This window comes from Burkholderia sp. Ac-20344 (genome assembly GCF_017104975.1).
Taxonomy (GTDB): Bacteria; Pseudomonadota; Gammaproteobacteria; order Burkholderiales; family Burkholderiaceae; genus Burkholderia.
The window spans coordinates 1-26,681 of the sequence record NZ_JAAGPP010000104.1 but is presented as its reverse complement, the minus strand read 5'-3'; the positions used below and the strand labels follow the sequence as shown (position 1 = coordinate 26,681).

Sequence of the window (26,681 nt, the reverse complement as noted above, 5' to 3'; positions counted from 1 at the left end):
GGTCAGTGATGCAACAGCGGATACACCACCAGGCCAATGACCGCGGCCCCGGCCACGAGCAGCGGCTCTGACAACTTCTTGAACCTGACCAGCAGCACGATGGTCGCGATCGCCACGAGTGCCGTCGGTACATCGACGATCGAACGCTTGGCCAGCACGATCACCGAACCGGCAATGGCGCCCACGGCTGCCGCCGTGACACCGTCGACAAACGCGAGAATCGCGGGCAGCTTGCCGTACTTCTTGAAGTACGGCGCCGGCAGCACCGTGAACAGATAGCACGGCAGGAACGTGCCGGCCGCCGCCACGCACGCGCCGGGCAGGCCCGCCACCAGATAACCGATGAAACCCACCGTGATCACGACGGGCCCCGGTGTGATCATCGCGACCGCCACCGCATCGACGAACTGCTTCTCGTTGAGCCACTGATGCTCGGTGACCACCCCGCCATAGAGAAACGGCACGATTGCAAGCCCCGAACCGAACACAAAGGCACCGGCCTTGGCGAAGAAGGCGGCAAGTTGCGAAAGCTGCGACCAATCGACCGTCCCAAGCAATCCGCTCGTGGCAGAAACCGGCACGGCGGCAATCGCATTGACACGCCCCTGGCTTATCCACTTCGGCGGCGAGCGCCTGAACCAGACGAGCAGACCTGCGGCAAGAAACAGCCATGCCATTTCCGATTCGGTGATGACCGTCACGGCGACCAGAACCAGGTAGATGGCCCAAAGCAGCTTGTCTTTGCCGATGCTCTTGGCAGTCAGCTTGCGCGCGCTGATCGCGATAATGCCGATCACGGCCGCGCCTACGCCGTAGAAGACCGACTGCATCCAGGTCAGGCCGCCGAAGCGCACATAGGCCAAGCCAAGCAGCACGACCATCAGGAACGACGGCAACACGAAAGCGATCCCGACCAGCGTCGCGCCGACGATCCGGTAGTGCACGTAACCGAGATAGATCGCCAATTGCGCGGCGAGCGGACCGGGGGCGAGTTGCGCGAGCGCGAGACCTTCCTTGTAGTCCGCGTCCGCGATCCATTTTCGTCTTTCCACCAGGTCGCGGTGCATGTAGCCGGCCAGTGCAACCGGTCCGCCGAAACCCGTGGTGCCGAGCCAGGCGAAGTAGCCGATCAGTTGCCAAAGCGTATAGGCGGGACGGTCGCGATAGGCGTTCATGTTGCTGGCGCGTAGCGCGGTTGCGGCTTTCGATTGCCTCGAAAATGGACATACAGCGAGTCGAGCACGGCGCCGATCTCCGTCAGCAATGCGTCGTCGTCGGCAAGACGCTTGCGGGCGCCCGCCAGAATGGCCTCGAATCCGCCGGCTTCCGGCATGCTCGAACCGCCCACGTCCAGCGCATGCACCATGGCGCCCAACCGGACGAGCCCTTCGTTGTCATCCAGTCCGAAGCTGGCAAGCAGCACCTCGAACGAAACGCGATCGCCCACGTGGGTGAACGGGGCACCGTCGAAATCGAAGCCAAGGGCGTCAGCGGGACATTCAGCGAGGTTGTCCAGCCACACAAAGCGGGCATGCGGATCGATGAAACGCTGAATCAGCCACGCGCTGGCGACGCGGTCTACCCAGAGGTGCCGGCGCGTCGCCCACACCCGTCCTTGATACTGCGCGGGGTCGCGGCGCGCAACGCCACGTTGGGCGGCGTGCGGCTCGCCGGGCGATCGCAACGCCTCGACGGCGGCAGAGAAATCCCGCCATTGCGCGCCCGCGCGCAGCGACGTTTCGCCGGGAAAGAAATCGACCCTCCGGATGGCCTCGTACGTGCGGGCATGGCGGCGTTGCAAGCGGGTGAGATCGGCTGCTGCGAGATCGGGCAGCGTCTTCCGGTCTTCCGAGAGTTCGGCGAGCCAGTCGGCGTAGTCGCCGGTGCGATCGAACAGGCGCTGGAACTCGCTCTCCCCGGCGGCATCTTCCGCAAGCACGCGCAACAGCCAGGCTTGCCCCTCTCCGTCGCGCGCCTCGTCGACCAGATCGCGCAACTGTGCGGCCTGCTCGGCATGCGCCGGCAACAGGTATGCGCCGTCCCGCAGCGCGCCACACCCCAGCGCCTTGACGGCACGCCAGATACGCATGCGCGCCGTCGCGCCGGCCGTCGGCAAGCTGACAATCAGCAGGAGCCACGAAGAAGCGTTCGTATTCATGAAAGCAGCATAGACGGCCGTCATATACGCTGCAATGCTGTAGAGATTCCTACAAAAACCTGTTCAGCCGCAAGGCACGCCGCACCAGCAAGCGAGCCCATTGCGCGTCTCGATGAAGCAATGGCCCCCTTCCCTTGCTTCTACCCGTCCCGAATGCAATCAATGCGGAGAGAATTTACCGATCGAACAAAAAGTTACCGTTCGTTTCAAAGATGTCCAGATAGTAAGAGGACGTAGCGCTACGCTCCGGTTACCCACAATAAAGCCCATAAGGGGGTGACAAATGAACAACATGATCAAGAGTGCGCTTTGCGCCGCATTGGTGCCCTTCGCGCTGGTTGGTTGCGGAGGCGGCGGTGACGATGGCGGCAGCAGCCCGCAAACCGGCACGCTGCACGTCGCGATGACCGATGCGCCGTCGTGCGGGTTCGACCACGTATTCGTGACCGTCTCGCAGGTGCGCGTCAACGCGAATGCGAATGCCGCCGACAACGATGCCGGCTGGTCCACGATTTCCCTGTCGACTCCGCAGAAGATCGACCTGCTGTCGCTGACCAACGGCGTGCTCGCCGATATCGGCCAGACCGCCCTGCCCGCCGGCCAGTATCAGCAAGTTCGCCTGGTCCTCGCGCCGAATCAGGGCAACAATCTCGCGAACTCGGTCGTCCCGACCGGCGGCACGGAACAGGCGCTCGCAACGCCGAGCGCGACGCAAAGCGGCTACAAGATCATCCAGCCGTTCACGGTCCAGCCCAATACGCTCGTCGACCTCGTGCTCGACTTCAACGCATGCAAGTCGATCGTCCAGCGCGGCAACGGCTCGTATGCGCTGAAACCCGTCGTCACCGCCGTCCCGACCGTCGTGAGCGGTGCGATCTCGGGCTACGTCGCATCGGCCGAAGCCGGTGCGACCGTCTATGCCGAACAAGGCGGCAAGGTCGTCAGGGGCACGGTGGCCGACAGCTCCGGGAAGTTCGTGCTGTCGCCGCTGATCCAGAGTTCGACGCAAGGCAACTACGATGTCGTCATCGTGAAAAACAGCTTCGCGTCCGGCATCGTTCGCTCGGTTCCGGTTGTCGTGAACACGACGACGGCGGTTTCCGCGTCGACCGCACCGATCACGCTGCCGGCGTCGGCAATGAGCACCGTCAGCGGTACGGCGACGGCAAGCGCCAATGCATTCGTGCGCGCCCTGCAGACGATCGATGCGAACGCCTACGAGATCACGTCGATCAACGCAAACATCGACACCGGCGCCTATTCGCTGTCCGTGCCCACGGCTGCGCCGATCGTCGGCACGTACTCGGGTTCGCTGCCGGTCGCGCTGGCCGCAGCGCCAGCCGCCGCGGGGCAATACACGATCGAAGCGGACGCAGCGTCGGGGGCGACACAATCGGCGAACGTCAACGCAACGACCAGTCAGTCGAACGTCAACTTCAATTTCTGACGAGTTGACAGCTTTATCGAAAGGGCCGAACGGCCCTTTCCCTCCAACAACGGGAGAACGAAGTGAAAAAAGGGGTTATCGCAATGCTCGCCGCGGCGAGCCTGGTCGGCGCACTCGGCGGGTGCGTCGCATACGTTCCCGGCCCGCCGGTCGTCATCGCGCCGCAAGGTGGCCCGGGGAATGGATTCTGCCCGCCCGGACAGGCCAAGAAGGGTAATTGCTGATCGAAGGCCCGCTCGTCGCGGGCCTTTTTCTTGTCCGTTGCTTCACTTGACTCACGTCGGCCCACCGACCATCAAGCAGTGGACTGGAAGGCGGCGACCTTGTTCCGGCCGGTGGCCTTCGCGTAGTACAACGCCTCATCGGCCGCCTTGATCACTGCATCAGGCTCACCGTCCTGATCCGGCGTCCAGCTCGCCAACCCGATACTGGCCGTCACACGCCCGTATTCGCTCCCGGTATGCTCGAGCGCCAGCGCGTTGATCGCCGCCCGTATCCGTTCGGCGATCTGGGCGGCCCCTGTCTGCGACGTGTCGGGCAGCAGCACGACGAATTCTTCCCCGCCATAGCGCGCCGCCGTATCGACCGGTCGACGGATGTTTTCTCCAATGCAACGCGCGACCGCAGCCAGCGCGTCGTCCCCGGCCTGATGGCCGTAGGTGTCGTTATAGGCTTTGAAACGATCGACGTCGACGAACAGCAACGAGAAAACAGAGCGGGCCCGCCGTGCGCGGCGCCATTCCCGGTCCAGCACTTCCCCGAAGCTGCGGCGATTGCTCAGACCGGTCAGCCCGTCGGTGCGTGCCAGCAGGACAAGCTCGGATTCCGCTCGCATCCGGCGCCGGAGCTGGACGCCGAGCATAGCGGATAGCGCGATGAAAGCGGCGCCGAACGTCAGCACCAGTGCACCGATCGTCACGGCACGGTGTCTCCACGCGGCATAAATGTCCTGCTCGGCCTCCGCGACCATGATGATCAGCGGCCGGTTCGGCAGGTTCTTGAAGTAGTAGAGACGGCGCACGCCGTCGATGGACGCCGTTTCCGAAAACGAGCCCTCCGCTGCGCTCCGGAAGCGCCGAAATGTCGCCGCCTTGCTGATGTCGCGGCCAATGGTGCGGACATCGTATGGCTGACGCATGACCATGATGCCGTCCTTGCCGATCAGCGAGATCGAACCATGTTGTCCCAGCGACAATCCGGCGAACAGCGTGTGGAAATACTCGAGGTTGACCGCAATCAAGGCAACACCGGCAAACGAACCATCGGGGTTCGAGACGCGACGCGACAGCGCAATACTCAGCGTGCCGCCGCGCAGGCGCGACGCGAACGGATCACTGACATACAGCCCTGCGTTCGGGTTGTCGCGGTGCACTGTAAAGTACTTGCGATCGGCAAAATTACCCTTGCGCGGCACGTCGCTGGCTGAATCCAGGATGATGTTGCCGTCCGCATCGAGCACCAGCTGCGCGCCGAGAAATTGCGCCGTCATCGCATGATCGAACAGCACGCCGCGCCGCACCGCGGGCGCCGCGGCCATCACGTCGGGCCGTTGCAGGCCATGGATCAGCGCCTGCAACGACAGGTCGTAGAGTTCGAAGTTGCGCTCGATGTCGCGCTCGGCCATCAAGCCCAGATTGCGAGAGGTTTCGCTGGCCCGCTCCAGTGCGTCGTGGCGGCTCTGGAACAGCTGCAGCACGCACAGGCCCATCAGTGCGCAGGCAATCAGGATGCCAACCGCCACGATGGAATAAGGGACTGCCGTCCGGGGTTGCATGGATCTCCTCGCCGCAAAATGTGCACGCCCGAGCCGGACATGGTTTCCGCATACTAAATCGAACCCGTGCATTTGCAAGCGCAGCGCGAAGCCGCCAGCAGCCTGCCGCTCCACCCGGGTCCGGCGAAGGCGTACCGGAACAATTCCCGGCACCTCCAGACGAAAGATCGAATCGAGAGGCGGTTCGCCGATTCATCTCTCCTCCCCTCCGACGCCGGCCTGAAAGTGCAATACCGGTTAGAACAGCTCTGCCGTTTTCTCCGCGTCGTGAACCGACGATGCGATCCGCACAAACAGCGGCCGGCACCAATGAGGCGATTCAATCCGTGACCGACATCAATCGCCGGATTGAAACGCCATTACCAATCGCTTCATTACCGGACTTCCGGATGCCATTACCCAACCCCATCAAATCGCATATTTTACCGTCTCGACGAGTAATAATTGCGACCTCATTTTCAATCAGATATTAGAAAATCAGAAAACATTATTGACTTCGACTTTCCCGGAAATTTAGAATCGCCTACAACGGCTTACGATCCATTTTCTCCTGCTGCACGCACGTCGGCACTCGCCCGCACGAACGCCGTCCGCATTGCCTTCCCTGGCACCGGGCCAGGGCGGCACTCCTGCCATTTCAGCTTTCTGTATTTAACGCCTATTCGCCAATTTTCCGCTGAATCCACTCACTGCAGAAGCATCACATCCTGACCAATACCAGGCATTCACTCGAATGCCCGCGACACTGTAACAAACGGACAGCAGATCCGTTCATTCGATCATTCCGATAAAAAGTCGCCAGTCATCAGGAGGGACATCAACATGCATCGCCTTGCGAAGTCGCTGTGCCTCGGATTCATCTGCACCGGCCTGCTCGCGGCCTGCAACGACGACGACGTCAAATCGACCCACCCGCCGTCGAACACCGCCGCGCTGTCGTTCCGGATGGACACCGGCGGCCAGATCAATGCGTTCTATCGGCAGGACAAGGTCGCCGCGCACCTGCTGGTGCGCTCGTCGACGAAACCGCGCCTGCTCGTGGTCTTCCCGGCCGGCAACAGCGGTACCGGGCTATGGTTCGACGACACCGCGCAGCCGGTGAACTGGAGCCTCGACACGCCGCCGTCCGCGCTGTCGGCGCCCGACACGCACGGCCGCCCGCTGTACGGCATCGGCGCCGACGTATCGGTGGACACCAACACGCTGACGATCCGCCAGGGCGTGCTCAGCAACGTGCGCTTCCTGCGCGACTTCAACGGTGGCGCAACGATTCCGCAGCAGATCCTCACCGCACCGACGGTCCAGGGCAGCGCCGCGCAATGGCAACGCGACCGGATCGACGGCGCGCCCGGCTATTCACTGCGCATCACGCTGCGCGACGGCGGCAGCATCGCGCCGGCAGCAGGCGGCAAGCTCGTCCTGAGCGCGCCGGCGGGCTCGCACACGCTGCGGCTGCATATCGATGCGCTATCGGGCGAGACACCGTTGTCGCCGATCACACACGCCGATCTGCTCGCCCCGTCCGTGAACCCTGACCCCGTGAGCCAGAACGTGCTCGAGTTCCTGAGCTTCCACGACAAGCTGCTGGCCGGCTCGTGGCAGTACGACACCTATTTCGGCCGCGATACGCTGATCTCGGTGCGCATGCTGATGCCCGTTCTCGAACCCGCGGCGGTCGAGGCCGGGCTGTCGTCGGTGCTGAGCCGGCTGTCGGCCGACGGCAAGGTCGCGCACGAGGAAGGCATCGGCGAATTCGCACTCGTCGACAACCAGAAGAACGGGCGGCCGAACGATCCGACGCCGGCCTACGACTACAAGATGATCGACAGCGACTACCTGCTCGCGCCGATCGCGGCCGCGTGGCTGATCGACGATACGCGCGGCCAGGCCCGCGCGGCCGCCTATCTCGCGCAGCGCGGCAGCGACGGGCAGACCAACGGCAGCCGCCTGGTCGTCAACCTGCTGCACGTCGCGACGACCGCGCAGCCGTTCGCGCAGCAGCCATCGGTCGCGAACCTGATCCACCTGCGGCCCGGCGAGATCGTCGGCAACTGGCGCGACAGCACCGACGGGCTCGGCGGCGGCGTGTACCCGTACGACGTGAACGCGGTGCTCGTGCCGGCCGCATTGCGCGCGGCGAACGCGTTCCTCGCGCGCGGCCTGCTCGATCCGTACCTGGATGCCGGACAGCGCGCGACGCTCGCCAATACGGCGAACCAGGCGGCCACGTGGGAAACGCAGGCACCGCCGCTGTTCCAGGTCAGCGTGCCGGCTGCACAGGCAGCCACCGACGTGTCGGCCTATGCGCCGTCCGCGGGCGTGCCGGCCGGCGCCGCACCGGGCACACCGCTGGCGTTCTACGCGCTGTCGCTCGATCAGCAGGGCAATCCGATTCCGGTGATGAATTCGGACGGCGGCTTCGCGCTGCTGTTCGGCACGCCGCCGGACGACGAGCTTCAGCGGATCGTCACCGACGTCACGCGGCCGTTCCCGACCGGGCTCGTGACCGATGCGGGCATGCTGATCGCGAACCCGGCGTATGCGAACCAGGCGCTATGGCCGAAATTCACGAGCTCGGCCTATCACGGCACGGTGATCTGGTCGTGGCAGCAGGCGATGTGGGTGGCCGGGCTCGATCGCCAGCTCGCGCGCCAGGACCTGTCGGTCGCGACGCGCGCGCTGCTCACGCAGGCGCGGCAGACGATCTGGCAGGTGATCTCGAACGGGCGCGACATGCGGACGTCGGAAATGTGGACGTGGTCCTACGTGAACGGCAAGTACCAGACCGATGCATTCGGCACGCGCAGCGCGGACGCGACCGAGGCGAACGCGGCCCAGCTCTGGAGTACGACGTATCTCGCGATCCGCGATCCGCAGCAGCGCGCGGGAAAGTACTGGTGGCAGGCGTCGCAGCGGATGCAGGAGGTGCAGCCGAAGAGCGCCGCGGCCCTGGCGTCGCGGTAGGGCCATCGCCCGTCGCGGGCCGGCCGGGCATGCCAAAGCCCCGGGAGCGTGACGGCTCGCGGGGCTTCCAGTCGACATTGAAGCGAACGACGCGGCTTCCGCACGACCGCGTTGCCGAATGTCCGATGTCCGATCGATCACCGGTGCCCGCGTGCCGCGCAAACCCGCGTCACCGCGACACGACGCGGTTCCGCCCTTCCCGCTTCGCCTGGTACAGGCGTTCGTCGACCACGCGCAGCAACGCATCGACCGTGCTGCCGTCGACGCCGTATTGCGCGACGCCGACGCTGACCGTCACCTGCACGCGTTTGAAATCGAGCCCGAACGGCGAGCTCGCGATCGACGAGCGCACGCGCTCGGCCGTCATCCGTGCGCCTTCGAGCGGCATGTCCGGCAGCAGCGCCATGAATTCCTCGCCGCCGACCCGCGCGAGCCCGCCGGCCGGCCGGATCGCGTCGAGGCACTGGCGCACGACGCCGCGCAGCACCTCGTCGCCGATCTGGTGCCCGTATGCATCGTTGATGTTCTTGAAATTGTCGAGATCGAGCGCGAGCAGGCAGAACGGCGTGCCGTCGCGCTCGGCCCGCACCATCTCGCGCTCGACCTGCGCGATGAACTGCCGGCGGTTCGACGCGCCCGTCATCGGATCGGTCGCGGCCATGTATTCGAGCTTCTGGTTCGTGCGCCGCAGCTCCTGCAGCGCGCTCTCGGTACGCGCCATCGATTCCGACAGCCGGCTCATCAGGTCTTCCTGGCTGTAGATCGCCGAGAACGAGCGCGTCGTCTGCAGCGCCTGCACGACGCCGTAGCTGAGCAGGAAGAAGCCGCCCGCGAAAATCGCGTGCGCGAGCCACCACATGTGGTTCCACGGCTTGCCGAGAATGAACGCGAGCGACGACAGCGCGAATGCCATGATCGACACGCCGTAGATCACCATCAGCGGCGAGCGGATCCGCCGCGCGAGCAGCACGCCGACGTTCAGCAGCGAGAACACGAGCGCGCCGCCTTCCATCGACAGCCGCGTGCCCAGCGCGCCCGCGATCGGCGAATACGCGATGTACGCCACAGCCACGTTGACGATCACGAAGAACACGATCCACGGCAGCCACGTGCGCACGCTCGTGCGCTTCTCGATGCGATCGGGCGGACGTGAATACGACAGCAGGCCCGTGAGCAGCAGGATCGACATCACGAGCCGCGACGCGGGCCCGTACAGCAGGAACAGCCAGATATTGTGATGCGCCATCCCGGTGAACGCACCGTGCAGCGAATAGATTATCGCGAAGCCGAGAAAGCCCAGTGTCAGCCAGCGCAGCAGCGGCTCGCCGGACGACCGGTAGCACACCCACGTCACGTAGGTGACGAATGCGCCCTCGAAGGTCGCGGCCGCGATCGCGATTTCATGGAACGCATGGCTCTCGAACACGACGTGCGGGTCGCTGAAGAGCCACAGATAGGCGATCAGATAGGCGGGCAGCAACGCGAATCCGACCAGCAGGCACTTCGCGTAGAGCCTCGCGGCCGCGCTGACGACGCGCGGCGGTTCCGCAGCTGCATAGGTCGTACTCATTCGGTCCCCGGTCGGTCTGCTGCGTTGGTTCGAACCTTCGCGACACGGATCGCACGAAGCACGATCCGCCCATCGTGCCGAAAGGCAAATGTCAGAGCAAGTATAGGTGGGGCAATTTGTTTGACAAGTAAGGGGAAACGGCATTGCACAGCGCACGCGTTTTGCTTCCCGATTGTTTCAAATGGCGGTTCAGTCACGCCGATTCGCATCGCGGCCGCCTGCCTCGCCGAAGCGAAACCGCGGCCGCACCCTGCCAAAGATCAGAGGATTTCGAACAGGCCGGCCGCGCCCTGCCCGCCGCCGATGCACATCGTGACGACCACGTACTTCACGCCGCGCCGCTTGCCTTCGATCAGCGCATGGCCCGTCAGGCGCGCGCCCGACACGCCGTACGGATGGCCGACCGCGATCGCGCCGCCGTTCACGTTCAGGCGATCCTCAGGAATCCCGAGCGTGTCGCGGCAGTACAGCACCTGCACCGCGAACGCTTCATTCAGCTCCCACAGGCCGATATCGTCGACCTTCAGGCCCGCCTGCTTCAGCAGCTTGGGCACCGCGAACACGGGGCCGATGCCCATCTCGTCCGGCTCGCATCCCGCCACCGCGAAACCGCGGAACACGCCGAGCGGCTGCAGCCCTTCGCGCTGTGCGGCGTCGGCGCTCATCACGACGCAGGCCGACGCGCCGTCCGAGAACTGGCTCGCGTTGCCGGCGGTGATCACGCCGCCCGGCACGGCCGACCGGATCTTCGACACGCCTTCGAGCGTCGTGTCGGGGCGGATCCCTTCGTCGGCCGATACCGTCACTTCCTTCGTGAACAGGCGGCCCGTCGCCTTGTCGGCGATGCCCGCGAGCACGGTGATCGGCACGATCTCGTCGCGAAAGCGCCCGGCTTCCTGCGCGGCCGCGGCCCGCACCTGCGACTGCACGCCGTACTCGTCCTGCCGCTCCTTCGAGATGCCGTAGCGCTTCGCGACGTTCTCGGCCGTCTGCAGCATGTTCCAGTAGATCTCGGGCTTGTGCTGGACGAGCCAGCCTTCCTGGATCATGTGGTGGTTCATCTCGTTCTGTACGCACGAGATCGATTCGACGCCGCCCGCGACATACACGTCGCCTTCGCCCGCGATGATCCGCTGCGCGGCCAGCGCGATGGTCTGCAACCCCGACGAGCAGAAACGGTTCACCGTCATCCCCGGCACCGTCACGGGCAGCCCCGCGCGCAGTACGATCTGCCGCGCGATGTTCGCGCCGGTCGCGCCTTCGGGGTTCGCGCAGCCCATGATCACGTCCTCGACGCGTGCGGGGTCGAGCTTCGCGCGTTCGAGTGCGGCCGCGACCACGTGGCCGCCGAGCGTCGCGCCGTGCGTCATGTTGAAAGCCCCGCGCCAGGATTTCGCCAGCGGCGTGCGAGCGGTCGATACGATTACGGCTTCGGTCATGCGAGTCTCCTTCGGTTCTGCTTCATGTCAGGGTCTGCTTGCCTATGGAACGCGCATGCGTTCCATAGGCAAGCAGACCCTAAATCGAATGGGAATTGCGCTACGCCGCCGGGCGCGCGCCCGCGGACGTCACATGCGCGACGCCCGCTGCCTGCATCTGCTGCCACGCGTGGGCAAGCGACCCGTTCAGGTCGATCGCACGGCACGCATCGTTGATCACCGCGGCTTCGAAGCCGGCCGCGCGCGCGTCGAGCGCCGACCACGCGACGCAATAGTCGGTCGCGAGCCCGCAGCACCACACGCGCTTCGCGCCGAGTTCGCGCAGATAGCCCGCGAGGCCCGTGCGCGTCGTGCGGTCGGCTTCGACGAACGCGGAATAGCTGTCGACCTGCGCGTCGCCGCCCTTGCGGATCACGAGCCGCGCATGCGGGATGTCGAGGTCGCGATGCAGCGCCGCGCCGTCGGTATCCTGCACGCAGTGCACGGGCCATAGCACCTGCTCGCCGTACGGCAGTGCGAGCGTGGAGAACGGTTCGCGGCCCGGATGGTTCGCTGCGAACGACACGTGTTCGCGCGGGTGCCAGTCCTGCGTCAGCACGACCTGGTCGAAGCGTTGCGCCAGCGCGTTGATCGCCGGCACGACCGCGTCGCCGTCGGGCACCGCGAGCGCGCCGCCCGGCATGAAGTCGTATTGCACGTCGATCACGAGCAGTACGTCGTCGGTGCGTTTCATTGCGTTTCTCCGGGTGTGGGTCGCGCCGCGATCCGGCGCGTCAGCCGTTGAACCCGCGGCCGGCCTTCGCGAGTTCCGCGATCGACGGTGCGAGTTGCCATGCGTCGCCATTCGGCGCGGCCGCGTAGCGGCGAATCGCGCGCTCGACGTTGTAGAGGCCGACCACGTCGGCATACAGCATCGGACCGCCGCGCCACAGCGGGAAGCCATAGCCGGTCAGGTAGACCATGTCGATGTCGGACGCCTTCGACGCGATCTTCTCCTCGAGGATCTTCGCGCCTTCGTTGACGAGCGCGAACACGAGCCGCTCGACGATCTCGTCGTCGCCGATCTTGCGCCGCTCGACGCCGCGCTCCTTCGAATACGCGACGACCAGCTCGTCGACGAGCGACGACGGCTTCGCCTTGCGCTCGCCCGGCACGTAGTCGTACCAGCCGGCGCCCGTCTTCTGGCCGAAGCGGCCCTGCTCACACAGGCGGTCGGCGATCTTCGAGTACTGCAGGCCGGGCTGCTCGACGTAGCGGCGCTTGCGGATCGCCCAGCCGATGTCGTTGCCGGCGAGGTCGCTCATCCGGAACGGCCCCATCGCGAAACCGAATTTCTCGATCGCACGGTCGACCTGCGCGGGCAGCGCGCCTTCCTCGAGCATGAAGAGCGCCTGGCGGATGTACTGCTCGATCATCCGGTTGCCGATGAAGCCGTCGCACACGCCCGACACGACCGCCGTCTTGCGGATCTTCTTCGCGACGGCCATCACGGTGGCGAGCACGTCCTTCGCGGTCTGCGCGCCGCGCACGACCTCGAGCAGCTTCATCACGTTCGCCGGGCTGAAGAAGTGCATGCCGACGACGTCCTGCGGGCGCTTCGTGAACGCCGCGATCTTGTCGACGTCGAGCGTCGACGTGTTCGACGCGAGGATCGCGCCCGCCTTCGCGACTTCGTCGAGCTTCCTGAACACCTGCTCCTTCACGCCGAGTTCCTCGAACACGGCCTCGACGATCAGGTCGGCGTCCTTCAGGTCGTCGTAGGACAGCGTCGGCGTGATCAGCGCCATGCGCGCGTCGAGCTTCTCCTGCGTGAGCTTGCCCTTCTTCACCTGCGCGTCGTAGTTCTTGCGGATCGTCGCGACGCCGCGCTCGAGCGCTTCCTGCTTGGTCTCGAGCAGCGTGACGGGCAGGCCCGCGTTGACGAAGTTCATCGCGATCCCGCCGCCCATCGTGCCCGCGCCGATCACGCCGATGCGGCGGATCTCGCGCAGCGGCGTATCGGCCGGCACATCGGGAATCTTGCTCGCCGCGCGCTCGCCGAAGAACGCGTGCCGCAGCGCGCGGCTTTCCGGCGTCATCATCAGCGCGACGAAACCGTCGCGCTCGGCAACGCTGCCCTTGTCGAAGCCGTGCAGCACACCGGCCTCGATCGCGTCGATGCACTTGTGCGGCGCGGGGAAATTCGGTGCGGCGGCCCGGGCGGAATTGCGCGCGAACTGGATGAAGCCCGCGGCGTTCGCGTGGACGATCTTGCGATCGCGCACGCGCGGATGCGGCCCCTTCTGCGCACCGACCTTGCGCGCGAATGCGACGGCCGCGTCGAGCAGGTCGCCGTCGGCCATTTCGTCGAACAGCCCGCTCTTTGCGAGCTGCTCCGACGGCACGGGCGCGCCCGACACGATCATGTTCAGCGCGGTCTCGAGCCCCACCGCGCGCGGCAGGCGCTGCGTGCCGCCCGCGCCCGGCAGCAGGCCGAGCTTCACTTCGGGCAGCGCGACCTGCGCGCCGGGTGCCGCGACGCGGTAGTGCGCGCCGAGCGCGAGCTCGAGGCCGCCGCCCATCACGACGCTGTGCAGCGCCGCGACGACGGGCTTCGCGCTCGCCTCCACCGCGCGGATCACGGTGTGCAGCGTCGGCTCCTGCAGCGCCTTCGGCGTATTGAATTCGGTGATATCGGCGCCGCCCGAGAATGCGCGTCCCGCGCCGGTCAGCACGATGGCCGTGACCGACGGGTCCTGCGCGGCGCGATCGAGCGCGCCCATGACGCCCTGACGGGTCGACAGGCCGAGCCCGTTGACGGGCGGATTGTTGAGCGTAAGGACGGCCACGCCGTCGCGAGTCGAGTAATCCACTGCCATCTGCCTGCCTCCATGCATCGCGCGCCGGGGTGGCTACGCTTCATTGTGCGCGGTCGAACAGCCGCATGTCCGAATGAACTGAGGCAGCATACAACGAAAAAGCACGGTCGTTCAATTTGATTTTCGTTCCCGATCCGGGGACGGATCGGGCGACCGGGTCGCGAGCCGCTGGCGGCCCGGGTGCAGACGTTACGACTCGCCGACGGCCGTCGGCAATACGTAATCGCGGAACGTCTCGCGCAGCTTCAGCTTCTGCAGCTTGCCGGTCGCGGTGTGCGGCAGCGATTCGACGAACACGACGTCGTCCGGAATCCACCATTTCGCGACCTTGCCTTCGTAGAACGCGAGCAGCGCGTCGCGGCTCAGGTTCGCCCCGTCGCGCGGCACCACGACGAGCAGCGGGCGCTCGGTCCATTTCGGGTGCGCACAGGCGATGCAGGCGGCCTCGGCCACGCCCGGGTGCGCGATCGCGACGTTCTCGATGTCGATCGAGCTGATCCACTCGCCGCCCGACTTGATCACGTCCTTGCTGCGGTCGGTGATCTGCAGGAAGCCGTCGGGGTCGATCGTCGCGACGTCGCCGGTCGGGAACCAGCCGTCCGACAGCGGCGACGACTCGCCGCGAAAGTAGTGGTCGATCACCCACGGGCCGCGCACCTGCAGTTCGCCGAACGCGACGCCGTCCCACGGCAGCGCGTGGCCGTCCTCGCCGACGATGCGCATGTCGACCCCGCAGATCACGCGCCCCTGCTTCTCGAGCAGCTTGCGCTGCGCGTCGAGCGGCCGCTGCGACTGCGCCCAGTTGAGCTTCGCGAGCGTGCCGAGCGGCGACAGTTCGGTCATCCCCCATGCATGGATCACGCGCACGCCGTATTCGTCCTCGAAGGTGCGCAGCATCGCGGGCGGGCACGCAGAGCCGCCGATCACCGTGCGGTTCAGCGTCGAGAAGCGCACGCCGGCTTCGCGCATGTAGTTGAGCAGGCCGAGCCACACGGTCGGCACGCCCGCTGAGAACGTCACGCGCTCGGCTTCCATTAGCGCGTACAGCGATTTCCCGTCGAGGTCCTTGCCCGGCAGCACGAGCTTGCCACCGGTGAGCGGCACCGCGTACGGCAGCCCCCATGCGTTGACGTGGAACATCGGCACGACGGGCAGCACGGCGTCCATCGCGGACAGGTTCATCGCGTCGGGCAGCGCGGCGCCGTACGCGTGCAGCACGGTCGAGCGGTGCGAATACAGCACGCCCTTCGGGTTGCCGGTCGTGCCCGACGTGTAGCAGAGCCCCGACGCCTGCTGCTCGTCGAGGCGCGGCCAGTCGTAGCGGCCGTCCTCCGCTTCGACGAGCGTTTCGTAGCAGAGGAACGGCGTCGTGCCGGACGGCAGGTGCGCCGCGTCCGTCATCGCGACCCAGCCCTTCACGTGTGGACATTGCGGCGCGATGGCGTCGACGAGCGGTGCGAAATTGATGTCGAAGAAGACGTAGCGGTCTTCCGCGTGATTGACGATGTACGCGATCTGCTCGGGGAACAGGCGCGGGTTGATCGTGTGGCACACGGCGCCCATGCCGCCGATCCCGTAATACGCTTCCAGATGCCGGTAGCCGTTCCACGCCAGCGTGCCGACGCGATCGCCGGTTTCGACGCCGAGCCGCGCGAGCGCCTGCGCCAGCTGCTTCGCGCGACGTTCGCAATCGCGGTACGTGTAGCGATGCAGATCGCCTTCCACGCGCTTCGACACGATCTCCGTGTCGCCGGCATGCCGCGCGGCATGAGAAATCAGCGAGGACACCAGCAACGGCATGTCCATCATCTGGCCCAGCAACGGCTTACCCATCGTCTTGTTCTCCGTGAGGATGCGAATCGGTGCCTCTGCAGCGCGCCCGTCAGCGGCCCCGGACAGGCGCGGCGCACGGTGCGCGGGCCGCCATGCGGGCGGCGCGGCGCCGCCTTACAATATCGGCTTACCCAGAGGCGCTCAACATGTCGTTTTCCCGAAGCGCAGCCGATCCGGCTGACACCCTCCCCGACCTCGCCGCCACGCTCGGCGTGCCCACCGACGGCGCGTTCGTCGCGCTCGGCGACGCGTTTCATACGCGGCTGCCGGCCGCGCCGCTGGCCGCACCTTACGTCGTCGGCTTTTGCGGCGAAGTCGCGCAACTGCTCGACCTGCCGCCATCGATCGCCGCGCAGCCCGGCTTCGCCGAGCTGTTCGCCGGCAACCCGACGCGCGACTGGCCCGCGAGCGCGATGCCGTACGCATCCGTGTATTCCGGCCACCAGTTCGGCGTATGGGCCGGCCAGCTCGGCGACGGCCGCGCGCTGACGATCGGCGAGCGCACCGGCACGGACGGCCGCCGCTACGAGTTGCAGCTGAAAGGCAGCGGCCGCACGCCGTACTCGCGGATGGGCGACGGCCGCGCGGTGCTGCGCTCGTCGATCCGCGAATTCCTGTGCTCGGAAGCGATGCATCACCTCGGCATCCCGACCACGCGCGCGCTGACGGTGATCGGCTCCGACCAGCCGGTGGTGCGCGAGGAGATCGAGACGTCGGCCGTCGTCACGCGCGTGTCGGAGAGCTTCGTGCGCTTCGGCCACTTCGAGCACTTCTTCTCGAACGATCGCCCCGACCTGCTGCGCCAGCTCGCCGATCACGTGATCGACCGCTTCTATCCGGATTGCCGCCGCGCCGACGATCCGTACCTCGCGCTGCTCGAAGCCGCGACGCTGCGCACGGCCGATCTCGTCGCGCAATGGCAGGCCGTCGGCTTCTGCCACGGCGTGATGAACACCGACAACATGTCGATCCTCGGCGTGACGATCGACTACGGCCCGTTCGGCTTCGTCGATGCGTTCGATGCGAACCACATCTGCAATCACTCGGATACGAGCGGCCGCTATGCCTACCGGATGCAGCCGCGCATCGCGCACTGGAACTGCTATTGCCTCGCGCAGGCGCTGCTGCCGCTGATCGGGCTGCAGCACGGCATCGCCGACGACGATGCGCGCGCCGAGCGTGCGGTGGACGACGCGCAGGCCGTGCTCGCGAAGTTCCCGGAACGTTTCGGCCCCGCGCTCGAGCGCGCGATGCGCGCGAAGCTCGGCCTCGAGCTCGAACGCGAAAACGATGCCGAGCTCGCCAACAAGCTGCTCGAGACGATGCATGCGAGCCACGCGGATTTCACGCTGACGTTCCGCCGGCTCGCGCAGGTCTCGAAGCACGACGCGAGCCGCGACGCGCCCGTGCGCGACCTGTTCATCGACCGCGACGCGTTCGATGCATGGGCGAACCTCTACCGCGCGCGGCTGTCCGAGGAGACGCGCGACGACGCGGCTCGCGCCGTTGCGATGAACCGCGCGAACCCGAAATACGTGCTTCGCAACCATCTGGCCGAAGTCGCGATCCGGCGCGCGAAGGAAAAGGATTTTTCGGAAGTCGAGCGGCTCGCGCAGATCCTGCGCCGGCCGTTCGACGAACAACCGGAGCATGAAGCGTACGCGGCGTTGCCGCCCGACTGGGCCGGGTCGCTCGAAGTGAGCTGCTCGTCCTGAGCCCCAACCCGCGCGTATCGACCGACCGATCAGGAGAACCCCCATGTCCCACGATTCCGACGACAAGACCTTCCCGTACCAGAAGGACGACGCCGAGCTGCGCCGCCGGCTCACGCCGATGCAGTATGAAGTCACGCAGCACGCGGCAACCGAGCGCGCATTCACGGGCGAATACACCGACACCGAAGACGCCGGCATCTACAAATGCGTCGTCTGCAGCACGCCGCTGTTCGAATCCGGCGCCAAGTTCCACTCGGGCTGCGGCTGGCCCAGCTACTTCAAGCCGCTCAACGGCGAGGTGATCGACGAAAAGGTCGACTACTCGCACGGGATGGTGCGCGTCGAGGTGCGCTGCAACCACTGCGGCGCGCATCTCGGCCACGTCTTCGAGGACGGCCCGCGCGACCAGACCGGTTTGCGGTACTGCATCAATTCGGCTGCGTTAAACTTCGAGTCCCGACCCGAAAACGAATGAGCGGCGCCGGGCGGATCTGCGGGGCGCCCCTCGCCGCCGCCCCGATCCGCTCCAGCGGTGCCTGGCGGGTCCCTACAACGGTGAAAGGCCGCGCAAGCGGCCTTTCACGCAGCTGCGAGCGCCATGAAATTCCTGTTCGATCTGTTTCCGATCATCCTGTTTTTTGTCGCCTTCAAGGTCTGGGGCATCTTTACCGCCACCGCCGTCGCGATCGTCGCGACGCTGGCCCAGGTCGCATGGGTCGCCTTCCGGCACCGGAAGGTCGACACGATGCTGTGGGTCAGCCTCGGCGTGATCGTCGTTTTCGGTGGCGCCACCCTCGTCCTGCATGACGAGAAATTCATTCAATGGAAACCGACTGTGCTGTACTGGCTGTTTGCGGTCGGGCTGCTCGCCGCGCGCTATGCGTTCGGCAACAACCTGATCGAGAAGATGATGGGCAAGCAGCTCACGCTGCCGCACCCCGTGTGGGACAAGCTGAACGTCGCCTGGGCGCTGTTCTTCGCGGTGCTCGGCGTCGCGAACCTGTACGTGGTGCACAACTTCACCGAATCGCAATGGGTGAACTTCAAGCTGTTCGGCACGACGGGAGCGATGGTCGTATTCATCATCCTGCAGAGCCTGTGGCTCACGAAATACCTGAAGGACGAGTGACATGACGGACGCCTTTCTCCACGCGTCGCCCGACGAACGCATCGCGCTGATCGAAGCGCGCCTCACCGCCTCGCTCGCGCCGCTGTCGCTCACCGTGCGCGACGACAGCGCGCAGCACGCGGGCCACGCCGGCGCGGCCGCCGGCGGGCACTTCACGGTCACGATCGTGTCGGCCGCCTTCGCGGGCAAGCCGCGCGTCGCGCGGCACCGGCTGGTGTATGATGCGCTCGCTGATGCGATGCAGCGCGGCATTCACGCGCTCGCGATCGTGGCTTACACGCCCGAAGAATTCAACGAATCTTCAATCTAGTCTCATTAGGAATTCCCGATGATCCTGAAATCCCCCCGCCTGTGGGTCGCGGCGGCTGCTTTTGCAGCGGCACCGGCATTTGCCCAGAACATCGCCGTCGTCAACGGCACGCCGATTCCGAAGTCGCGCGCCGACGCGATGGTTGCTCAGCTCGTCCAGCAAGGCCAGACCGACAGCCCGCAACTGCAGCAGGCCGTGCGCCAGGAACTCGTGAACCGCGAAATCCTGATGCAGGAAGCCATCCGCGAAGGCATCCCGAACCGTCCGGACGTGAAGGCGCAAGTTGCCGTCGCGCAGCAGACCGTCGTGCTGCGCTCGATGATCGAGAGCTTCCTGAAGAAGAACCAGCCGACCGACGCGGAAGTGAAGGCGCGCTACGACGACCTCGTCAAGGGCGCCGGCGGCAACCGCGAATACCACCTGCACCACATCCTCGTCGACAACGAGCAGCAGGCGAAGGACCTGATCGCGAAGATCAAGGCCGGCGCGAAGTTCGAGGATCTCGCGAAGCAGTACTCGAAGGATCCGGGTTCGGGCAAGAACGGTGGCGATCTCGACTGGTCCGACCCGAAGGCGTACGTGCCGGAATTCGCGGCGGCCGCGCAGAAGCTGCAGAAAGGCCAGATGACCGACACGCCGGTGAAGACGCAGTTCGGCTGGCACATCATCCGCGTCGACGACATCCGCGACATCGCCCCGCCGCCGCTCGAGCAGGTGAAGGCGCAGATCGCGCAGCAGATCGTGCAGCAGAAGCTGCAAGCGTTCGAGGAAGGTCTGCGCCAGCAGGCAAAGATCCAGTAACGCTGGCGCTCGCCGCCCGTGCATCGAAAAGCCGCTCTTCGGAGCGGCTTTTTATTGCCCGCGGGCCGACTGCCGGCGCATCACGAGGCGCTGCAGTCCCCCCCCACCAAAAGAAATAGCCGCTCCGAAGAGCGGCCTGTTCCGCGTGCCCGGTCGACTCGCGCCGCAAACGCGCACTACGCGGGATAGAACACGTCGTGATAGCGAACGTCGCCCGACGGCCGCGGCGCCGAATCGTCGAGCGACAGCGCGAGGAAATACTCGGGCGGCACGCCCGGGAATACGATATCGCCGGACGGCGCAAAACCGAAGCGCGTGTAGTACGCGGGTTCGCCGAGCAGGACGCAGCCGTGCGCGCCAAGCCGGCTCAACGCGTCGAGCCCCGTGCGCACCAGCCCCGCGCCGATGCTCTGCCGCTGGCAGTCGGGCAATACCGCGAGCGGCGCCAGCCCGTACCAGCGCTGGCTGCCGGACGGCACGCCGCCGATCGACACCGGCGAGAACGCAACGTGCCCGATGACGCGGCCGTCACGCTCCGCGACGAGCGATACGCTCAACGCACCGTCCGCATGCAGCGTGTCGACGATCCGCCGTTCGAACTGCCCGCCTTCCGGCTCGCCCGCGAACGCGGCGACGATCACGCGGCCGATCGCGTCGGCCTCGCTCGCGCGCGCGTCGCGCAGCGTGACGACCTCGACCGGCGCGTTCGGGTCGAACATCATCCCGATCAGCCGATCCAGCGGCGCGCGTTGCGGAACACGCGCATCCACGGGCTCGCCTCACCCCAGCTTTCCGGGTGCCAGCTCATCGCGACCGTACGATGCACGCGCTCCATGTGCGGCATCAGCACCGAGAAGCGGCCGTCGGCCGTCGTGACCGACGTGATGCCGGCCGGCGAGCCGTTCGGGTTGAACGGATAGCGCTCGGTCGCTTCGCCGCGATGGTCGACGAAACGCATCGCGACCGCGACGCGATCGATGTCGCCCTGCTGCGAGAAGTCCGCATAGCCTTCGCCGTGCGCGACCGCGACCGGAATCCGCGAGCCTTCCATCCCCGCGAAGAAGATCGACGGCGACTTCTCCACTTCGACGAACGAGAAGCGCGCTTCGAACTGCTCGGACTTGTTGCGCGTGAACTTCGGCCACGCTTCCGCGCCCGGAATCATCGACGCGAGGCTCGACAGCATCTGGCAACCGTTGCAGATGCCGAGCGCGAACGTGTCGGGGCGCGCGAAGAACGCCGAGAACATGTCGGCGAGGTTCGCGTTGAAGCGGATCGTCTTCGCCCAGCCTTCGCCGGCACCCAGCACGTCGCCGTACGAGAAGCCGCCGCATGCCACCGCGCCCGCGAAATCGGCGAGCGTCGCACGGCCGGCGAGCAGGTCGCTCATGTGCACGTCGTGCGCATCGAAGCCCGCACGGTCGAACGCGTACGCCGTTTCGAGGTGCGAGTTCACGCCCTGCTCGCGCAGGATCGCGACGCGCGGCCGTGCGCCCGTCGCGATGAACGGCGCGGCGATGTCGTCGGCCGGATCGAAGCTCAGCACCGGCGAGATGCCCGGGTCCGCCGCATCGAGCAGCGCGTCGTATTCGGCATCCGCGCAAGCCGGGTTGTCGCGCAGGCGCGCGATGCGCCAGCTTACTTCGCTCCAAGCGCGATGGAGTTCGGTGCGCGGTGCGTCGAAGATCTTCTTCGCGTCGCGGTACACCTCGATCACGTCGCGATCGTTGACCGAGCCGATCACGTGCGAGCACGCCGACAGGCCGAACTCGCGCAGCGCGCCGAGCACCGCGTCACGGTCGGTCGCACGCACCTGCACGACGGCGCCGAGTTCCTCGGAGAACAGCGCGCGCAGCGTGCGATCTTCGCGGCGGCCGCTCGTCTGCTTCGCCCAGTCCTTCGCGTCGCCGTAGTCGGATTCGTGGTTCGGGTCGAGCGTCAGCATGTCGACGTTCAGCGACACGCCCGCGTGGCCCGCGAACGCCATTTCGCACACCGTCGCCCACAGGCCGCCGTCCGAGCGGTCGTGGTACGCCAGCAGCTTATCCTGCGCATTGAGCGACTGGATCGCGTTGAAGAAGCGCTTCAGGTCTTCCGCGTCGTCGACGTCCGGTGTCGTGTCGCCGACCTGCTGCGTGACCTGCGCGAAGATGCTGCCGCCCATCCGGTTCTTGCCGCGGCCGAGATCGATCGCGATCAGCACGCTGTCGCCTGCGTCGGCGATGCGGCGCAGTTGCGGCGTCAGGTGGCGGCGCACGTCCTCGACCGGTGCGAACGCGGAGATGATCAGCGACACCGGCGACACCACTTCCTTCGCGACGCCCTGCTCGTCCCACTTCGTCTTCATCGACAGCGAATCCTTGCCGACCGGGATGCCGATCCCGAGCGCCGGGCACAGCTCCATGCCGATCGCCTTGACCGTGTCGAACAGCGCGGCGTCCTCGCCGGCCGTGCCGCATGCAGCCATCCAGTTCGCCGACAGCTTCAGCTTGTCGAGCGACGCGATCGGCGCGCTCGCGATGTTCGTGATCGCCTCGCCAACGGCCATGCGGCCCGATGCCGGCGCGTCGATCACCGCGAGCGGCGTGCGCTCGGCCATCGTCATCGCCTCGCCCTTGAAGCCCGCATAGTCGAGCGCGGTGACCGCGCAGTCGGCCACCGGCACCTGCCACGGGCCAACCATCTGGTCGCGCACCGACGTGCCGCCGACCGAGCGGTCGCCGATCGTGATCAGGAACGACTTGCTGCCGACCGTCGGGTGCTTCAGCACGTCGACCGCGACCTCCGACAGCGCGATGCCCGTCACGTCGACCGGTGCGCGCTCGGTCGCCACGCGCGTAACGTCGCGATGCATGCGCGGCGGCTTGCCGAGCAGCACTTCCATCGGCATGTCGACCGGGTATTCGTCGGCGCCCGTCGCTTCGTCGTCGACGAGCTTCAGCTGGCGTTCGTCGGTCGCGACACCGACCACCGCGAACGGGCAGCGCTCGCGTGCGCAGATCGCCTCGAAGCGCGGCAGGTCGGCCGGCGCGATCGCCAGCACGTAGCGCTCCTGCGCTTCGTTCGACCAGATTTCGCGCGGCGACAGGCCCGACTCCTCGAGCGCGACCTTGCGCAGCTCGAAGCGCGCGCCCTTGCCGGCACCGTCGACGATCTCGGGGAATGCGTTCGACAGGCCGCCCGCGCCGACGTCGTGGATGCTCAGGATCGGGTTTTCCGCGCCGAGCTGCCAGCAGCCGTTGATCACCTCCTGCGCGCGACGCTCGATTTCCGGGTTTCCGCGCTGCACCGAGTCGAAGTCGAGTTCGGCCGTGTTCGCGCCGGTCGCCATCGAGCTCGCGGCGCCGCCGCCCATCCCGATCCGCATGCCGGGACCGCCGATCTGGATCAGCAGCGAGCCGGCCGGCACGTCGTGCTTGTGCGTATGTTGGTCGGCGATGTTGCCGAGACCGCCCGCGATCATGATCGGCTTGTGATAGCCATGCACCTTCCCGCCGACGTTCTGCTCGTACACGCGGAAATAGCCGCCGAGGTTCGGACGGCCGAATTCGTTGTTGAACGCGGCGCCGCCGAGCGGGCCGTCGATCATGATCTGCAGCGGCGACGCGATGCGATCCGGGCGGCCGTACGGACCGTGCGCATCGTTCGGGTTGCGCTCGCCGACCGGCTGGGCCGCGTCGCGCGCGTTTTCCCACGACTGGCGTGCGTCGGGCAGGTCGAGGTTCGACACGGTGAAGCCCGTGAGGCCGGCCTTCGGACGCGCACCGCGGCCCGTCGCGCCTTCGTCGCGGATCTCCCCGCCCGCGCCGGTCGCCGCACCCGGGAACGGCGAGATCGCCGTCGGGTGGTTGTGCGTCTCGACCTTCATCAGCGTGTGCGTGAGCTCGGTGTGGCGGCCGTAGCGTTCACCCGGCTCGCCGGCCGCGCCTGCGTTGCGCGGGAACCAGCGTTCGGCTTCGGCGCCGACCATGATCGACGAGTTGTCCGAATACGCGACGATCGTGCCTTGCGGGCTCAGCTTCTCGGTGTTGCGAATCATCGCGAACAGCGACATGTCCTGCGCTTCGCCGTCGATCGTCCACTGCGCGTTGAAGATCTTGTGGCGGCAGTGCTCGCTGTTCGCCTGCGCGAACATCATCAGTTCCACGTCGGTCGGGTTGCGTTCGAGCTTGCGGAACGCGTCGACCAGATAGTCGATCTCGTCGTCGGCGAGCGCGAGGCCCAGCTCGACGTTCGCGCGCTCGAGCGCGCCACGGCCGACGCCCAGCACGTCGACGCTCGCGAGCGGCTTGGCCGGCAGTTCGTCGAACAGGTGCTTCGCGTCGTCGCGCGCGGCGACCACGCTTTCGGTCATCCGGTCATGCAGCGCGGCCGCCACGGCTGCGCGCGCGTCGTCCGACAGCGCCTTCTTGCCGCCGAGCAGGCCCGACTTCAGCGTGACCGTGAATTCGACGCCGCGCTCGATGCGGCGCACGTGCGTGAGGCCGCAGTGTTGCGCGATGTCGGTCGCCTTGCTCGCCCACGGCGAGACCGTGCCGAAGCGCGGCAGCACGACGAAGGTCTCGGCCGCGCCCTTCTCGGCCGCCGGCTCGAACGGCGCACCGTAGTGCATCAGCGCGTCGATGCGCGCGCTGTCGTCGGCCGACAGCGGCTCGGCCGCATTGACGAAGTGCAGGAACTGCCCGCGCACCGCGACGATGTTGGCGTCGATTTGCCTGAGCGTGTCGAGCAGACGGGTTTGACGGAAATCGGAGAGGGCCGAAGCGCCGGGAAAACACGAGAAGTGAGCCATGGGCTGGACTGACGTCGATGAGTCGCGCGAAGTGGCGACGTGGGGCGAAAGGAAGGCCGTAATTATACCCGGAAGTCGGTCGCCCAAGACCGGCCGATCGGCGGCCTGCATGCACCGCAACGGTGCCGCAGAGCGAGCCGCCCACGTCCCGCCCGCCGGGCCGCCCCGTGCAGGCGCCGCAGACGGCGGCCGTGGCGCGGCCGCACGGTCCGTGCTCGCACGGCGCCGGTTTCCGCGATTTTGGCGCTATCATTCCGGGTTCACCGGGCCGGGGCCCTCAGCGAATTCTCACCGGGCGGCGCCTGCGCGCCGTCCGTCATCGAAGCAATCCAATGGATGTCATCGTCATCGGCGGCGGAATCAGCGGCGTCGCCACCGCCTACCAGTTGCGCGCGGCCGGCCATCGCGTATGCGTGGTCGAACGCCACGCGACCGTCGCGCAGGGTGCGACCTACGGCGACGGCGGCGCGCTGCTGCCGAGCCCGCTCGACGTCTGGTTCGGCCCGACCTTCATGCGCCAGCGCCAGCCGCGCGACAGCGGCATCGTCTACAAGCCGGGCTTCAACGGCGGCGTGCGCCGCTTCGTCAAGCAGCTCGGCACGCTGCGCGAGCCCGACGCGTTTGCCGCCCAGTACGCGCGGCTGCGCCCGCTGATCGATGCGTCGCGCGACACGCTCGCCGACATCGAGGCGCGCCTCGAGCTCGAATTCGAGCAGAAGCCCGGCATCCTGCACGTCGTGCGCGATCCGCGCGACTGGGACGCGATGCAACCCGCGCTCGATCTGCTGCGCACGCTCGACCAGCCTTACCGCACGCTTTCCGCCGACGAATGCGCGGCGCTCGAGCCCTCGGTGCCGGCCGAGCCCGGCTTCGCCGGCGGCGTGCTGCTCGAGACCGAACGCACCGGGAATTGCCCGCTGTTCGCGAAGCTGGTCAAGCAGACGCTCGACGAGCATGGCGTGCAGTTCCGCTTCGGCGCGGAAGTCGCCGCGATCCGCGTCGACACCGGCCGCGCCGCGGTCGAACTCGTCCCGCCCGGCGACCGGCGCGCGTCGAACGCACGCGAGGTCGACGTGATTTCCGCCGATGCGATCGTGGTCGCCGCCGGCGCCGGCAGCCTGCCGCTGCTCGACCGGCTCGGCTGGCGCCTGCCGCTGCACCCGGTGCGCGTCCATACGCTCACCGCGCCGGTCGCCTACGAAGAACACGCGCCGCACCTGAACGTCGTCGATTCGATCAAGCGGATCTCGATCACGCGTACCCACCAGCGGCTGCGCGTCGGCGGCGGCGCCGTGCTGCAGAGCCTGCCCGACACCGCGAAGCCGCTCGCCGAGCCGCTGTCCGAGGCTGCGCTCGCGCTGCTCTGCCAGGCCGTCCACGACTGGGTGCCCGGTGCCGCGCGGATCTCGGCCGCGTTGTCCTGGCAAGGCACGCAGCTGCTGTCGCCGGACGGCCTGCCGGTCGTCGGTCCGACCCCGCATCCGCGCGTGTTCGTCAATTTCGGGCACGGCCCGGCCGGCTGGGGGCTCGCGTGCGGCTCTGCTAAAGTGGTGACCGATTACCTCGGCGGCGACGTGCAGCACTGGCCCGCCGACACGCTCGCCGCGCTGCGCGCCGGGCGCTTCACGACCTGACCGCCGCGGGCTCGCCCCGGCGGCCTCCTTGCCAGCCGCCACGACCCCGCGATGACCGTTACCCGCCCGCTCCCCGATTCCGATCCGATCGCGCTGCTGCGCGTCGCCGACCTGCGCGCGGCCGAAGCCGACGCCGCGCCGCGCCCGCCCGTCTCGTTCCGGATGGTTGCCCGATGAGCCAGGCCAATCCTCCGGATTTCGACTCGGCCGCCTTCCGGCAAGCACTCGGCCAGTTCGCAACGGGCGTGACGGTGCTC

Annotated in this window: 19 protein-coding genes and 1 pseudogene; 10 read left to right on the top strand and 10 right to left on the bottom strand. The window is 67.0% G+C overall.

Annotated features, from left to right (window positions below; translation table 11 throughout):
* Positions 1 to 2: 2 nt before the first annotated feature.
* A complete protein-coding gene (locus G3N64_RS27140; protein WP_205786661.1) occupies positions 3 to 1,175 on the bottom strand; it encodes a chromate transporter in 1,173 nt (390 codons plus the stop codon).
* Positions 1,172 to 2,158, bottom strand: coding sequence for a chromate resistance protein ChrB domain-containing protein (locus tag G3N64_RS27135; protein WP_205786671.1), 987 nt, complete (start codon positions 2,156 to 2,158; stop codon positions 1,172 to 1,174). Before G3N64_RS27135 ends, G3N64_RS27140 begins: the two co-directional genes overlap by 4 nt.
* 283 nt (positions 2,159 to 2,441) lie before the next feature.
* Between G3N64_RS27135 and G3N64_RS27130 the strand changes: the two genes are divergently transcribed.
* Positions 2,442 to 3,605, top strand: a complete 1,164-nt coding sequence (locus G3N64_RS27130; protein ID WP_205786660.1) for a DUF4382 domain-containing protein — start codon at positions 2,442 to 2,444, stop codon at positions 3,603 to 3,605.
* A gap of 295 nt (positions 3,606 to 3,900) precedes the next feature.
* On the opposite strand, the gene G3N64_RS27125 is transcribed toward G3N64_RS27130, so the two are convergent.
* Positions 3,901 to 5,379, bottom strand: a complete 1,479-nt coding sequence (locus G3N64_RS27125) for a sensor domain-containing diguanylate cyclase (RefSeq protein ID WP_205786659.1) — start codon at positions 5,377 to 5,379, stop codon at positions 3,901 to 3,903.
* An 822-nt stretch (positions 5,380 to 6,201) separates the two neighbouring features.
* On the opposite strand from G3N64_RS27125, the gene G3N64_RS27120 reads away from it, so the two are divergent.
* The gene (locus G3N64_RS27120; protein ID WP_205786658.1) at positions 6,202 to 8,343 is read left to right on the top strand and encodes a hypothetical protein; all 2,142 of its coding nucleotides are present in this window, start codon (positions 6,202 to 6,204) and stop codon (positions 8,341 to 8,343) included.
* 169 nt (positions 8,344 to 8,512) lie between these two features.
* Here G3N64_RS27120 and G3N64_RS27115 read toward each other — a convergent pair whose 3' ends face one another.
* From G3N64_RS27115 to G3N64_RS27095, 5 genes are all read right to left on the bottom strand, one after another.
* On the bottom strand, positions 8,513 to 9,913 hold the full coding sequence (locus tag G3N64_RS27115; RefSeq protein ID WP_205786657.1) for a sensor domain-containing diguanylate cyclase: 1,401 nt from the start codon (positions 9,911 to 9,913) through the stop codon (positions 8,513 to 8,515).
* Positions 9,914 to 10,173: 260 nt separating this feature from the next.
* Positions 10,174 to 11,352 carry an acetyl-CoA C-acyltransferase gene (locus G3N64_RS27110; protein WP_205786656.1) on the bottom strand — a complete coding sequence of 393 codons (1,179 nt, stop codon included), beginning with the start codon at positions 11,350 to 11,352 and terminating at the stop codon, positions 10,174 to 10,176.
* Between the two features lie 100 nt (positions 11,353 to 11,452).
* The gene (pncA, locus tag G3N64_RS27105) at positions 11,453 to 12,085 is read right to left on the bottom strand and encodes a bifunctional nicotinamidase/pyrazinamidase (protein ID WP_205786655.1); all 633 of its coding nucleotides are present in this window, start codon (positions 12,083 to 12,085) and stop codon (positions 11,453 to 11,455) included.
* Positions 12,086 to 12,125: 40 nt separating this feature from the next.
* Positions 12,126 to 14,210 (bottom strand): 3-hydroxyacyl-CoA dehydrogenase NAD-binding domain-containing protein, encoded by a 2,085-nt coding sequence (locus tag G3N64_RS27100; RefSeq protein WP_205786654.1) that lies wholly within the window; start codon positions 14,208 to 14,210, stop codon positions 12,126 to 12,128.
* Between the two features lie 189 nt (positions 14,211 to 14,399).
* The gene (locus G3N64_RS27095) at positions 14,400 to 16,043 is read right to left on the bottom strand and encodes a 3-(methylthio)propionyl-CoA ligase (protein WP_205786653.1); all 1,644 of its coding nucleotides are present in this window, start codon (positions 16,041 to 16,043) and stop codon (positions 14,400 to 14,402) included.
* Positions 16,044 to 16,189: 146 nt separating this feature from the next.
* Here G3N64_RS27095 and G3N64_RS27090 point away from each other — a divergent pair, with 146 nt between their 5' ends.
* The 5 genes from G3N64_RS27090 to G3N64_RS27070 all read left to right on the top strand — a co-directional run bounded on the left by G3N64_RS27090 (position 16,190) and on the right by G3N64_RS27070 (position 19,998).
* Positions 16,190 to 17,758, top strand: a complete 1,569-nt coding sequence (locus G3N64_RS27090) for a protein adenylyltransferase SelO (RefSeq protein ID WP_205786652.1) — start codon at positions 16,190 to 16,192, stop codon at positions 17,756 to 17,758.
* A 43-nt stretch (positions 17,759 to 17,801) separates the two neighbouring features.
* Entirely contained in the window at positions 17,802 to 18,233 is a 432-nt protein-coding gene (msrB, locus tag G3N64_RS27085; RefSeq protein WP_050013271.1) for a peptide-methionine (R)-S-oxide reductase MsrB, read from the top strand.
* 123 nt (positions 18,234 to 18,356) lie between these two features.
* Positions 18,357 to 18,887: a septation protein A gene (locus G3N64_RS27080; RefSeq protein WP_034181202.1), complete on the top strand. Its 531-nt coding sequence runs from the start codon at positions 18,357 to 18,359 to the stop codon at positions 18,885 to 18,887.
* Between the two features lies 1 nt (position 18,888).
* A complete protein-coding gene (locus G3N64_RS27075; RefSeq protein WP_059532602.1) occupies positions 18,889 to 19,197 on the top strand; it encodes a BolA family protein in 309 nt (102 codons plus the stop codon).
* Between the two features lie 18 nt (positions 19,198 to 19,215).
* A complete protein-coding gene (locus G3N64_RS27070; protein WP_205786651.1) occupies positions 19,216 to 19,998 on the top strand; it encodes a peptidylprolyl isomerase in 783 nt (260 codons plus the stop codon).
* Between the two features lie 176 nt (positions 19,999 to 20,174).
* Here G3N64_RS27070 and G3N64_RS27065 read toward each other — a convergent pair whose 3' ends face one another.
* Positions 20,175 to 20,720, bottom strand: coding sequence for an N-acetyltransferase (locus G3N64_RS27065; RefSeq protein ID WP_205786670.1), 546 nt, complete (start codon positions 20,718 to 20,720; stop codon positions 20,175 to 20,177).
* Between the two features lie 5 nt (positions 20,721 to 20,725).
* Entirely contained in the window at positions 20,726 to 24,790 is a 4,065-nt protein-coding gene (purL, locus tag G3N64_RS27060; protein ID WP_205786650.1) for a phosphoribosylformylglycinamidine synthase, read from the bottom strand.
* 332 nt (positions 24,791 to 25,122) lie between these two features.
* On the opposite strand from purL, the gene G3N64_RS27055 reads away from it, so the two are divergent.
* The 3 genes and pseudogenes from G3N64_RS27055 to G3N64_RS27050 form a co-directional block, all read left to right on the top strand.
* Complete coding sequence (locus G3N64_RS27055; RefSeq protein WP_205786649.1) at positions 25,123 to 26,424, top strand: FAD-dependent oxidoreductase; 1,302 nt, start codon at positions 25,123 to 25,125, stop codon at positions 26,422 to 26,424.
* A 51-nt stretch (positions 26,425 to 26,475) separates the two neighbouring features.
* Entirely contained in the window at positions 26,476 to 26,601 is a 126-nt protein-coding gene (locus tag G3N64_RS40250; protein ID WP_277399134.1) for a hypothetical protein, read from the top strand.
* Positions 26,598 to 26,681, top strand: a pseudogene (locus tag G3N64_RS27050) (flavin reductase); the annotation flags it as partial. The gene G3N64_RS40250 and the pseudogene G3N64_RS27050, both read left to right, overlap by 4 nt.